This is a genomic window from Marivirga sericea, assembly GCF_900177665.1.
GTDB lineage: Bacteria > Bacteroidota > Bacteroidia > Cytophagales > Cyclobacteriaceae > Marivirga > Marivirga sericea.
Genome location: NZ_FXAW01000002.1, coordinates 244,522 through 256,470 on the forward strand (window position 1 = coordinate 244,522; position 11,949 = coordinate 256,470).

The 11,949-nt window shown below is 34.3% G+C and carries 13 protein-coding genes; 9 read left to right on the top strand and 4 right to left on the bottom strand.

The features are described 5' to 3' along the window. Position 1: 1 nt before the first annotated feature. The 5 genes from B9Y84_RS06280 to B9Y84_RS06300 all read left to right on the top strand — a co-directional run bounded on the left by B9Y84_RS06280 (position 2) and on the right by B9Y84_RS06300 (position 7,942). Positions 2 to 1,516, top strand: coding sequence for a class I SAM-dependent DNA methyltransferase (locus B9Y84_RS06280; RefSeq protein WP_085516250.1), 1,515 nt, complete (start codon positions 2 to 4; stop codon positions 1,514 to 1,516). A 43-nt stretch (positions 1,517 to 1,559) separates the two neighbouring features. Continuing rightward, the gene (locus B9Y84_RS06285) at positions 1,560 to 5,840 is read left to right on the top strand and encodes a hypothetical protein (RefSeq protein ID WP_085516251.1); all 4,281 of its coding nucleotides are present in this window, start codon (positions 1,560 to 1,562) and stop codon (positions 5,838 to 5,840) included. 10 nt (positions 5,841 to 5,850) lie between these two features. Continuing rightward, positions 5,851 to 6,225 (top strand): hypothetical protein, encoded by a 375-nt coding sequence (locus B9Y84_RS06290; RefSeq protein WP_085516252.1) that lies wholly within the window; start codon positions 5,851 to 5,853, stop codon positions 6,223 to 6,225. An 80-nt stretch (positions 6,226 to 6,305) separates the two neighbouring features. Continuing rightward, complete coding sequence (locus B9Y84_RS06295; RefSeq protein WP_085516253.1) at positions 6,306 to 6,602, top strand: helix-turn-helix domain-containing protein; 297 nt, start codon at positions 6,306 to 6,308, stop codon at positions 6,600 to 6,602. 230 nt (positions 6,603 to 6,832) lie between these two features. After that, positions 6,833 to 7,942, top strand: a complete 1,110-nt coding sequence (locus B9Y84_RS06300; RefSeq protein ID WP_085516254.1) for an ATP-binding protein — start codon at positions 6,833 to 6,835, stop codon at positions 7,940 to 7,942. Between the two features lie 33 nt (positions 7,943 to 7,975). Here B9Y84_RS06300 and B9Y84_RS06305 read toward each other — a convergent pair whose 3' ends face one another. The 4 genes from B9Y84_RS06305 to B9Y84_RS20390 all read right to left on the bottom strand — a co-directional run bounded on the left by B9Y84_RS06305 (position 7,976) and on the right by B9Y84_RS20390 (position 9,465). Next, positions 7,976 to 8,734, bottom strand: a complete 759-nt coding sequence (locus B9Y84_RS06305) for a metallophosphoesterase (RefSeq protein ID WP_085516255.1) — start codon at positions 8,732 to 8,734, stop codon at positions 7,976 to 7,978. Positions 8,735 to 8,775: 41 nt separating this feature from the next. After that, positions 8,776 to 8,973 (bottom strand): hypothetical protein, encoded by a 198-nt coding sequence (locus B9Y84_RS06310; protein WP_085516256.1) that lies wholly within the window; start codon positions 8,971 to 8,973, stop codon positions 8,776 to 8,778. Then, complete coding sequence (locus B9Y84_RS06315; RefSeq protein WP_139827959.1) at positions 8,970 to 9,185, bottom strand: hypothetical protein; 216 nt, start codon at positions 9,183 to 9,185, stop codon at positions 8,970 to 8,972. Before B9Y84_RS06315 ends, B9Y84_RS06310 begins: the two co-directional genes overlap by 4 nt. A gap of 91 nt (positions 9,186 to 9,276) precedes the next feature. Then, complete coding sequence (locus B9Y84_RS20390) at positions 9,277 to 9,465, bottom strand: hypothetical protein (protein WP_139827960.1); 189 nt, start codon at positions 9,463 to 9,465, stop codon at positions 9,277 to 9,279. A 100-nt stretch (positions 9,466 to 9,565) separates the two neighbouring features. Between B9Y84_RS20390 and B9Y84_RS06320 the strand changes: the two genes are divergently transcribed. From B9Y84_RS06320 to B9Y84_RS06335, 4 genes are all read left to right on the top strand, one after another. After that, positions 9,566 to 9,784: a helix-turn-helix domain-containing protein gene (locus B9Y84_RS06320; protein WP_139827961.1), complete on the top strand. Its 219-nt coding sequence runs from the start codon at positions 9,566 to 9,568 to the stop codon at positions 9,782 to 9,784. Positions 9,785 to 9,959: 175 nt separating this feature from the next. Then, entirely contained in the window at positions 9,960 to 10,394 is a 435-nt protein-coding gene (locus tag B9Y84_RS06325) for a hypothetical protein (RefSeq protein WP_085516259.1), read from the top strand. A gap of 80 nt (positions 10,395 to 10,474) precedes the next feature. Beyond that, positions 10,475 to 11,659 carry a TolC family protein gene (locus B9Y84_RS06330; protein ID WP_085516260.1) on the top strand — a complete coding sequence of 395 codons (1,185 nt, stop codon included), beginning with the start codon at positions 10,475 to 10,477 and terminating at the stop codon, positions 11,657 to 11,659. A gap of 46 nt (positions 11,660 to 11,705) precedes the next feature. Then, positions 11,706 to 11,945, top strand: coding sequence for a hypothetical protein (locus B9Y84_RS06335; RefSeq protein ID WP_085516261.1), 240 nt, complete (start codon positions 11,706 to 11,708; stop codon positions 11,943 to 11,945). Positions 11,946 to 11,949 lie beyond the last annotated feature (4 nt).

An 11,949-nucleotide genomic window follows, 5' to 3' on the forward strand; every position in this document is an offset into this window, starting at 1 on the left:
CATGACCGAATCATCCCTAATATCAAAAGTCTGGAATTTTGCCAATGTATTGCGTGATGATGGCGTAGGCTATGGTGATTATTTAGAGCAAATCACCTATCTGCTTTTTCTTAAAATGGCAGATGAGCTCACTCGCCCGCCTTATAATAAAAAGATGGATTTTCCTCGAATTAAGGATTTGGAGGGCAATGAAATTGAAGATGGTGATTTTTGCAATTGGGAAACATTAAGTAAAAAACGTGGTGCAGAGTTGGAAGCTTATTATAGCCAAATGCTGCGATCTTTAGGCACAGAAAAAGGAATTTTAGGTCAAATCTTCACTAAATCTCAAAATAAAATTCAAGATCCTTCTAAATTGCTCAGGGTAATTGATATGATTGGCAAAGAGCAATGGACTATGGTGGGTGCTGATGTAAAAGGAGATATTTACGAAGGTTTATTAGAGAAAAATGCTTCGGATACCAAAAGTGGAGCCGGTCAATATTTTACACCTCGTTCCTTAATTCAAGCTATGGTGGCTTGTGTGGCACCAGAGCCGATGAAAAGCATACATGACCCAAGCTGTGGCACGGGCGGGTTTTTCTTGGCAGCTTATGATTATATTATCAAAAACCATGAGCTAAATAAAGAGCAAAAAGCTTTTCTGAAGAACAATACCTTTTCTGGTAATGAAATAGTAGCCGGTACTCGTAGGCTTTGCTTGATGAATATGTTCTTGCATAACATAGGTGAAATAGATGGAGATACTTTCATCTCACCTAATGATGCATTAATTGCTGATGAAGGAAATCGTGTGGATTACGTCTTAGCCAACCCACCTTTTGGTAAGAAAAGCAGCATGACGATCACCAATGAAGAAGGTGAGCAGGAAAAGCAAGAACTAAGCTATAACAGGCAAGATTTCTGGGCTACCTCAAGCAATAAGCAGTTAAATTTTCTGCAGCATATCCGATCTTTATTAAAGATAAATGGAGAAGCAGCAGTTGTTTTGCCTGATAATGTCCTTTTCGAAGGAGGATCAGGAGAAACGGTTAGGAAAGAGTTGATGAAAACCACGGAGCTCCATACCATTTTAAGGTTGCCAACTGGTATTTTCTATGCCCATGGTGTAAAAGCCAATGTTCTGTTCTTTGATAACAAGCCAGCATCCAAAGAAGCCTGGACACAAGATGTCTGGATATATGATTACAGAACCAATGTCCATCATACCTTGAAGAAGAACACCATGAAGTTGGAGGACTTGAAAGACTTCATCAAGTGTTACAATCCATCCAATCGGAATGATAGGAAAGAAACTTGGTCAGAAGAAACTCCTGATGGCAGATGGAGAAAATATTCCTATGATGAAATCATTGCCCGAGACAAGACCAACCTAGATATCTTCTGGCTAAAAGACAAAAGCCTGGCAGACCTTGACAACCTCCCAGACCCTGATGTTTTAGCAAGCGAAATTATTGAGAATATTGAAGCTGGATTGGAGAGTTTTAGAGTGATACAAAAGGAATTGGATAGGTGATGCTATTTATCTTCTATAATTTAATAAACTGATAAATACTAAATTGAGCATTAATTGGAATAACATACGAGCGATTGAAGGGCAAAGAGAAGGCTTTGAGGAACTAATATGCCAATTGGCAGGTCAAGAAAAAATAAATGACCAGATGAAGTTCTTCAGAATTGGAAAACCAGATGCAGGAAAGGAATGTTACTGGGAATTAAACAATGGGAATATCCACTGCTGGCAAGCAAAGTATTTTACTAATAGCTTATCTGATAGTCAGTGGACACAAATAGATAAGTCAGTTAGAACAGCTATAGATCACCACCCAACTTTAATAAAATATTATGTAGCCATCCCAGTTGACCGTCCAGACGGGAAAAGCCGTGGGAAATCAATGCTCCAAAAATGGAAGGATCACGTTACCCTATGGAAAAAATACGCTTCCTCAAAAAAGATGGAAGTTAACTTTGAATATTGGGGAAAACATGAATTAGAAACTCGACTTAGAAAGCCCGAAAATGAAGGTTTGATTTATTATTTTTTTAATGAACGAGAATTATCGGATAGTTGGTTTGACTTAAAAAATCAGGAAAGTATCGATGCCCTAGGTGGCAGATACACACCGGAAATAAATTTCAGTTTACCATTTTTGAATTTCCATAATGGCTTTACCAGAGACCAAAAGTTCACTTTTCAAATCAATGGTTATTATGAGACAATTCTGGAAAAACATAGAAGAATACACTTAAGAAGCAAAAAAGAGGATCTTGAAAAAGAAATTACTCTAATAGATTCTGCTGTTAGTACTTTTAGAAATGTCTATGAAAGAACTTCATTTTCTGGGATAAGTAATATTCCTTATGAAGATCTTAAAATCGAACTAGACAATATCAAAGAATTAGTTTATGAAATATCGGAAAAGCTTTATGGTTGGCAAAAAGAGGTTGAGGATGATAAGGAAAGAAAAGGAGAGAAAATCGATTACAATGCTCGTGCTTTCAGTGGTGAACTTCACGAATTACACAAACTATCAATAGCACTAGATGACTTTCATGATTTTTTGGGTTCGGAAGTATGTATACTTGCAAATAAACCTTTTTTAGTATTAGTTGGTCCAGCTGGTATCGGAAAATCGCATGCCCTAGCTGATATAGTCACGGAGAGACAAAGAAATAGTATGACAAGTCTCTTCCTTCTAGGCGAAAACTTTTCAACAAATGAAATGCCTTGGACGCAAATTTTAAGAAATCAATTGCGTTTTGTAGGTAATGAAGATGCTTTTTTAGGTGCAGTGAATGCGAAAGCCGAAAGTCAGCAAAGTAGAATCTTATTCATTATTGATGCTCTTAACGAAGGAAATGGTAGATACATCTGGCCAAAGAAACTCAAATCATTCATTCGAACTTTTGAAAAATATCCATGGCTTGGACTTATAGTTAGTATTCGGGATTCATTTGAAGATTTAGTAGCTCCAGAAAAAGACCTTGATTCAGTTGCCACTCGTTTATACCATCCAGGTTTTGAAAGTCTTGAATATGAAGCTTCAATACACTTTTTCAAACATTTTCAAATCACTCCACCTGGCTCCCCCTTACTTCGGCCCGAATTCCAGAACCCTCTTTTCTTAAAGCTTTTTTGTGAAGGATTATACAGAAAAGGTTTAAATCAAATACCTGACGGATATCAGGGTATTACTGCAATTATAGATAATTACATTGAAGGTGTTGAAGAAAAATTAGCTCAACCAGATCAATTACACTATGATATTAAATTAAAATTACTTCAAAAAGCAATCAAAGAGATTTTGCTGAGGATGATTGAAGAAGAAAATGACCATATATCATACCTTATTGGAGACGAAATAGTAAGCAAAGTTTTTGAAGGCAAATGTAGTAGTATTGATAAACAATATCTAAAATGCTTGATTTCTGAGGGTATAATCAATGAAGATTTGTACTGGAAAAATCAACATCATTATGAGGGGATTCACTTTGCTTATCAACGATTCCAAGATCATCTCATTATTTCAGCATTATTAGATAAATATTTTGATAGTAATTATCCCGAAAAATCATTTGAATCCGGACCTTTAAGAGCATTACTCAAAGATGAAAATGAAGTGATTTTTAACCGACATTTTCTTGAAGCTCTTTCAATCCAGATACCTGAACGTATAAATAAGGAACTATATGAGGTGGTACCAGATTTAGCTTATTATAATGCAACAGCTATTGCTTTTATTAATAGTTTGATCTGGAGACGAAAAGATACTATTGGCGATAATTCTTTAAAATATGTCAATGAAGTCATTGTAAAAAATGAAACCCTATTTCATAGATTTTTGGATATGTCGATTTCCATGGCATTAAAACCAGATTTTTATTTCAATGCCGATAGACTTCATCATAATCTATATAATAAATCATTGGCTGAACGAGATGCATTTTGGACAACTTGGCTACAAAATAAATATGGAGAGAATTCTAGTCATAATTCAGTGAAGCGATTAATCGACTGGGCATGGAGCGAATATCCTAAAGAAGAAATCGATGAAGAATCCATAAGGTTAGCAGCAATTATGCTAGCTTGGTTTCTTTCTAGTTCAAATAGATATTTAAGAGATGCTTCTACTAAAGCATTGGTTAGTCTTTTGCAAAATAGAATCTCCGTATTACAAAAAGTATTGCAACAATTCGAGAATATAAATGATCCATACATCTACGAAAGATTGTATGCTGTGGCATACGGATGTACTTTAGGAACTAAGAATCATCATTCTATAATTTCACTTAGCAAGTATATTTATAAAATTGTATTTGATGAGAAATATGTCTATCCACATATTTTGCTTCGTGACTATGCTAGAGGTGTGATTGAATATGCAATTAGCCTTAATTTAAAACTTTCTATAAATATTAATAAAATTCGTCCGCCATATAAAAGTAAGTTACCCAGTAATTTACCAACTATTGAAGAAATAGATTCTAAGTACAAACCAGAAGACAATGATGGCATCTATGGGGGAATTAAATGGGGTGCCACAGCAATCCTGCACTCCATGACGACTGAATATGGCCGAGGGGGAGGATATGGTGATTTCGGAAGATATGTCTTTCAATCTGCATTGAGCAACTGGGATGTCAATTATGATGCTTTAAGTAATTATGCAATTCAGAGGATATTTGAACTAGGCTATGATCCAGAAATTTTTACCAATTTTGATCTACAACAAGGATCTGGTAGAAGTAGTGGAAACTTGGAGCGAATTGGTAAGAAATATCAGTGGTTAGCTTTTTATGAAATTCTTGCCGTAGTTTCCGACAATTGCAATTTGATTGACGAAAGTAGCAATCCATGGAGTAAAAACAAACAGTTTTCTGAATATGAAGGTCCGTGGAATCCTTATGTACGAGACATTGATCCTACTATATTACTTAAGTCAATAAGTAGCAATAATTATATTAATAAAATAGAAAAAGAGCCTTGGTGGGTAAACCAAAATTATAAAAGCTGGGAAGGTGATTTTGAATCTTGGAAGAAAAAATCTAGTGACTTTCCGGAGATAATTGACTTATTAACGGTAAAAGATTCGAATGAGGTTGAATGGATAAATCTCGCTGAGACTATAGAATGGGAGGAACCAAAAAAAGTAGGTGAAGATAAATTTAGTGCAAAAGGTAAAAGAATTTGGTACGATATTGGAAGTTGGTTGGTGACTAAAAAAGAACTTTCAAAAATACTTAGAGAAAAAGAAGCTGAAAATAGCTGGAAATATTGGTTCCCTTCTGTTCCGACTCGCTATCAGGTGTTTAGTAGAGAGTTCTATTGGTCACCTGCTTCAATCTTCTTCCAAGCCAATCAATATGCAGGTGGTGATTCTATGCCTAGGCAATTAGAGAATAGAAAATCTGGAAAAATTATAGCAGAAGCTTTTCATACCGCATTAAACTTTCATTGGGAAGAGGAATATGATTGCTCAAAAGTTTCTAATATTAGTTATTTTAAACCTTCGGTTTTTATCGCCCTACGTCTTAAGCAATCAGATAGAGAAGGCGAATACCTTAATGTCAAAAATGAGTTAGTTTGCTTTGATCCTTCTGTTTATGAAGAAGGACCATCCTGCCTTTTAATTAGGAAAGATCATTTGATAAATTTTCTAAAAGAATCCGAATTAAATTTAATTTGGATTGTACGGGGTGAAAAACAAATTTTAACTAATGATTTTAAAAATGCACCAAATTTTGATAATCAAATAGCAGGACTTTATTATTTAGATCAAAAAGGTGAAATTCAGGGAGAAAGTCAGATTTTTTTTACTAACTACGATAAGGAACAATAAATACTTGATTATGAAAACCGAACCAATTGACATAAAATACCTAAACATCCCAAACATCTGCTTTTCCCTTACAGAAAAGGATGACGAGAGGGAAGAGAAGTTCATAAAGCAAAGAATTGAACGAGGTTTTGATGACAGTGAAACATGGGGATTAGATCACACTATTGCCAGTTTTATTGTTCCCCGATTAGAAAGATACCAGGAACTAGCCAATGAAAGATTAGCTAGAGATATAGAACAAGTTCAAGATGTCGATACGCTTTTAGAAGCTATGAAACTGATTGAAAGAGACGGAGGAATCCATGATTGGAATAAAGAGGAAGAAGAAACGGTAATGAATGGCCTTGAACTTTTCCCCAAAGTGTTTTTAAAGTTGTGGTGGTGATTTGGTAAAATAATGTTGTATATATACAACATTTCATCTATTTTTCGTTAATTTGTTGTATATATACAACAAAAATAATTATGTCAAAAGCATACAAGCTCTATTCAAATACAGAAATTCTTCAAAGAATTGGCAAAGCACTTAAAGACAGAAGAAAATTCAAGGGCATTACGCAGGAAGAACTCTCCTTTCAAACCGGCTATGATAGAGGAACAATAGTCCGCTTAGAATCAACTGGTAAAGTTTCCCTAGTGGTTTTAATTGAGGTTTCAAGATATTTAGATATACTGGATGGTGTAGTTGATGCGATTGTGGGGGAAGAACTTCCTTTAAAGGGGATTAAAGAAATGAATAAATTATTTGGGAAGAAAAGATAAATTAGTTTTCTCCAAAAATAATTGTCTAATCAATATTGGAAATCAGATTGAATTGATTTTCCGGTTGAAGGAAAGGATAAGATTTTGGATGAATAGGTTTTAGTTACTAACTTATCGGTTAGTATTTAGTAGATTATCTCTAAAGAAGGTGAATTGTGTGGTATCCTATATTAATTCTCATTTAATTGTAAGTACTATTAAACCTCCAGTTATTAATTTTTATCCAATTGATGAAAAACGACCTTGTATCTTTAATTGACGAAAAGACTGAATTAATAGAAAGAATAAGCTTATTTGATAATGTAGTAATAATTGCGCCTTACAATTTCGAGAAAGAATCTTTAATCAACTACTCAATTCAAAAAGCATCAGTTGAAAAGAAAATCGTGTCCATTTCTTTAAATATGCTTTTTTCAGTCTCAGAAGATGAATTTCTATGCAAATATGCTTCTGAAATCCTAAATAGCCTAAAAGCAATTTCTAAAGATTCTTTAGAGTCTTATTTGCGGACAATGTCATCTTTGGAAATATTCTATAACATTGAAGCCACAGAAAATGCTAGTTATAAAATTTCAGTATCAGCCTGCACTGCACCATTTAGTACCTTACAAAAGGAAGAAATTTTAAATTTGCCAGAAAAGATAGCAAAGGAGAAAAAAATTGATTTACTGATATGCTTATCTGAATTTCAAAGTGTACTGTCATGGAACAAGATCAAACCGTCATTTTTAGACTTATTCCATGAGATTGCTAAAAGACAGAATCATGTTAGATACTGCATCTCCGGATCTCATATCTACCAAATGAACAAGCTATTTGGAAATAAGAACAGCCTTTTATACAAATTTGGTCATATTACATATTTAGAGCCAATTGCAAAAGAGCAATTTTCGGATTACATTTCTAAAAGTTTTAAAAAGGTCGATAAGGTTATTGAAAGAGATTTGATTAGTAAAATTCTGAATGTAACTGAACGTAATCCGCGCTACACTGAATTCCTATTTTCAGAAGTCTTAAAATGTAATAACAAGATTATTTCCCATGAATGGGTAGAAAATTGTATTGAAATACTACTTAGGAGATATATTGCTAGCTACAAATCGAAATTGAGCCAATATAATGTAAATCAAAGGCTCTTTTTAATTGCGCTCTCAAAATCGAACGGTAAAAAAATATATTCCTTAGACTTTATTCGGAAAAGTGGGCTGGAATATTCAGCCAAACTTGATAAAGTCAAAAATTCACTACTTAAGGAAGGCACCATTTATACGATTTCAGATAAAACTATCAAATTTACAGATCCACTGTTCAAATATTGGCTAGCGGAAAATTTTGATTAAATTGGAATTATATAAATTATACGTAAGTAAATATTAAAAAATCAACCGCTCCCTGTTAAAACCTTCATGTTCTTGCAGATCAATATATCCTAATTGATTGGTCATAAGTTGAGTCGCTCCAATTGGAAAATCTCTTATTTTAGCATGATGGTGTCCGTAAATCCAATAATCAGGTTTAAATTCCATTATAAGATCTTCCAATTCAACTGCAAAAGCTTCGTTCAATATGCTGCCGCTGTATTTGAATGGGTAATTTATTTTAGTAGGAACGTGATGAGTTATTACGATTGATTTTTCATCTTCATTACAATCTTTTAGTTCTTTCTGAATAAATGAAAGGCAATCCTTATGTAATTGATTATATTTTTTTGGTCTAAGACTTAATCCATCGTCTTTAATCACCCTAAAATCATTCATACCATGCTTTATTTCATTTGCATATTGAGTTCCGATATAAGTCCAAAGTGTACTAAATATGAATCTGTAATTTCCTATTTGAATGGATTTATTATTTAGCAAAATAACATTATCTCGTATTTTCTCCTGAAATGAACCGCTTCTATCATTTATATCGGATTGGTAATATTCATGATTGCCAGGAATCCAATAGGTCATTTCAAAATTATCCGAAACATAATCAAAAAAGTTATCTGCAACATGCATTATGTTGAAAGGAATAATGTCACCTGCTAATATCAAAATATCACCTACAGCTTGCAAGGGATATTTCTCAATAAAGGCTTTGTTCATTATGAATTCTAAATGGAGATCGGAGGCAAATTGGATTTTCATTGGTTCAATAAATAAAATTGATTGATTCTCTAGGTTTAAAATTAAAATCCGTGTTCAATATAATGACTACTGATCTTATTAATTCTTCCGCTTACTATATCTGGATTATTCTCATTAATACCATTTAGTTCTATAAAAGCTCCGTCAATCAATTTAGAATGTTGTTTAATTTGTTGCAGTTTTAATTCTGATGCTGAACGAAACTTCTTGATTTTCTTATTTGATTCTTCAAAGTTCATTTCTTATCGAATTTTTTATCATTTGTAGATTTGAGTATTTCTGAGTCAGAAATACTTTTAGCTAAAGAGGCCAATCCGTCTTTAAAATCCTTTTTTAGTAATTTGACATCCTTGCTCAGATCTTCTAAACCATTCTCAATCTTCGATAAATAACCCTGTCTTTGATTAAGGATTTCCATGATTCTTAGCCGTTTTTCGTTGTACTTATCCATAGTAAAGTTAATTTATGAATACTTTTTGGTATTACCCACTAAGCCAAAATGATATAGGATCAAGGATTGTTCCCCAAATCTAGATTAGATACTATCGCTCAGGTCTATCTAAAAACTTTACACTTCTTAATTCAATTAATTCGAGATCGCCAGAATCTAATTCGATTAAAGCTTTGGTAACAGTCTCATCTCTATTTGACATATAAACATATCGATGAAAATATCCTTTGTCGTTAAATCGGGGGCCATATTTTATCAGTACTCTTCTTAAGTGACTCATTTTACAAATAGCTCTATTTCGGTTTAAATATAAGCATAAATCTTTAAATCCGCACAAATAGTCTGTGTTCTGGATTTTCTTTTCAATCTACTTTTACAAAGTGGATATCAATATAAAAATAGGAGAACAACTAGCGCAGTTAAGAAAACAAAAAGGCTATACCCAAGAGCACTTAGCTTCTATTTTGGAATTACATGAAGACTATATTGGTAAAATAGAAAGAGGACAAAGGAACCCTTCCGTTAAAACTTTACTATTGATACTCGATAATTTAAAGATAAAGTATTCTGATTTTTTTGCTCTATTAGAGGATGCTTGATTTAAATAAAGGCTCTTTGTAAAAGTTGTGACTTAATTATTTATTCCATAATTACTAATTTTATTATTGGTAAGCTTTATATAACACAAAGTTTATATCCCTACTCACAAGGTTGATTTACCTTCGCTTTTTTCAATTTTGTCGTCTGACAATAAATACCGTATTTTGCATCTGAATGCAGCCATTTAAACACATATCAGCATATTTCTTTCTGAGCATATTCAGTGTGCTTTTGCTGCATCAGGCATTGCCTCATAATCATCATCAGCATGAACTAAATGATGCCATAGAGACTTCCGGACATCACCATTCTCATGCTCATAGCCATGATCACGACAAAGAAGAAAATAAAGATCCCGATGATCTTTCCGGATTATTGGGTTTTCTATTGGGCAGTCATGCACATACGTATCATTCCAATGATTTTCAGGTAAGAAATGAGGTTAAACCACAAATTCAGGTTTTACTCACATTCGTTTTACCGCAACTGGAACTTTTCTCATTTGATCACCACAGCAGTACACTAGAGCCTGTTCCCCGTTTCACGACAGGCTATCAACATCTCTATTTATCTATTCCCTCACTTAGAGGCCCTCCTGTATTAGGTTAATCTTTTGGTGTAAATCATACTGCTTCATATAAGCAGGTGGCTTACCATTTACATTCAGGTTTAACCTAAAATAATAATACATGTTAAAAAAAATCGTATTCGCTCTTGGCGGATGCCTGTTTGCTTTGGGTGGTTTTGCTCAATCCACTCAAATTGATCAGGTACTTCAGGAAATAGAGCAAAACAATAAAGAACTAAAAGCTTTCCAATCGCTCATGGAAAGTAGAGAGCTTGACTTGAAATCCGGAAATAATTTAGCCGACCCGCAGGTTGCGGCATTTTACCTTCCATTTGGTGAACATAACACGGGAGACTATTCGGAATTTCAGGTTTCTCAATCATTTGAATTTCCTACGGTATATGCCGCGCGTTCCAAATGGATTGATAAGCAAACCGATCAGCTACAACTGGAATATAACCAGCGAAGACAGGATATTTTACTGCCTGCTAAAAAATTCTGCTTGGAGCTGATTTCACTAACCAAGCGTAAGGAGGTGGAACTACTTCGAGTAGAGCAGGCCCGACAGGTCTTTGACCAGGTGCAAGAGCTATTTGAAAAAGAACAGGTTGGCATTTTGGAGCTTAATAAAGCCAAAATTGCCTGGATGCAGGAGCAATTTCAGATAGAACAAATTGAGAATGAAATCCAAAATGTGCAGCTTTCGCTCCAAAAGCTGAATGGAGGCGAACTCATACGTTTTGAACAGTCTGAATTTTCCGATGAACTGACTGTTGCACCTTCTGATAGTATCTGGCAACAAATAAAATCCATTGATCCTGTCATTAAAGCATTAAAAGGAGGTGAAGCAGTTGCCATGCAACAAGTACAGGTGCAGAAAAACCAATTACTGCCTAATCTTACTGCCGGCTTCAATCATCAGGGGGTAATGGGAAATAACTATTCCGGTGTGTACGGTGGAATATCCATCCCCCTTTGGAATAGCAGGAATAAAGTAAAGGCAGCAAAAGCACAATACCAATATCGGCAGTCCAATACCGAAGCAGTTACTACTGAACGTCATTCAAATTTCATGGAGCAATACAATCAGTATGATTTGATGCTTCGGAAATACCGGGAGTATACAACTACATTGGAAGGTTTGAATAGTGAAAACCTGTTGTTGGAAGCTTACCAGCTAGGACAAATTTCCTTTATGGACTATTACGTGGAACTACAATTTTACCGGCAGGCTTATGATAAAATGCTGGAGATAGAAAAAGAGTTGCATCAGCTAAAGGCTGAAATTATGAGTTTTGAATTATGAGTTTTGAATTTAAGAATCACCCATCAAAAAATTAACTACTAGAAATATGAAAACGAGAAATATAGTATTCGCATTACTAATCCTTTTTACCATTTCATGCACCTCAAAGTCTTCAAAAGAAGAGCATGGGCATGAACACGAAACCGAAGAGGCACACGGTCACGCCCATGATGAGGAATCTGATCATCAGCATGAGGATGAAGAGCATCATGAACAGGAAGAGTTTAACGTAGATCAGGACTCTACTCACACACATGACGATGGCAGTGAACATCATGATCATTAAAAAT

Coding starts and splice junctions, on each gene's coding strand:
- B9Y84_RS06315 (WP_139827959.1), bottom strand. CDS start 9,185: ATGGATAAGTACAACGAAAAACGGCTAAGAATCATGGAAATCCTTAAT.
- B9Y84_RS06280 (WP_085516250.1), top strand. CDS start 2: ATGACCGAATCATCCCTAATATCAAAAGTCTGGAATTTTGCCAATGTA.
- B9Y84_RS06330 (WP_085516260.1), top strand. CDS start 10,475: ATGTTAAAAAAAATCGTATTCGCTCTTGGCGGATGCCTGTTTGCTTTG.
- B9Y84_RS06305 (WP_085516255.1), bottom strand. CDS start 8,734: ATGAAAATCCAATTTGCCTCCGATCTCCATTTAGAATTCATAATGAAC.
- B9Y84_RS06325 (WP_085516259.1), top strand. CDS start 9,960: ATGCAGCCATTTAAACACATATCAGCATATTTCTTTCTGAGCATATTC.
- B9Y84_RS06310 (WP_085516256.1), bottom strand. CDS start 8,973: ATGAACTTTGAAGAATCAAATAAGAAAATCAAGAAGTTTCGTTCAGCA.
- B9Y84_RS06300 (WP_085516254.1), top strand. CDS start 6,833: ATGAAAAACGACCTTGTATCTTTAATTGACGAAAAGACTGAATTAATA.
- B9Y84_RS06295 (WP_085516253.1), top strand. CDS start 6,306: ATGTCAAAAGCATACAAGCTCTATTCAAATACAGAAATTCTTCAAAGA.
- B9Y84_RS06290 (WP_085516252.1), top strand. CDS start 5,851: ATGAAAACCGAACCAATTGACATAAAATACCTAAACATCCCAAACATC.
- B9Y84_RS20390 (WP_139827960.1), bottom strand. CDS start 9,465: ATGAGTCACTTAAGAAGAGTACTGATAAAATATGGCCCCCGATTTAAC.
- B9Y84_RS06335 (WP_085516261.1), top strand. CDS start 11,706: ATGAAAACGAGAAATATAGTATTCGCATTACTAATCCTTTTTACCATT.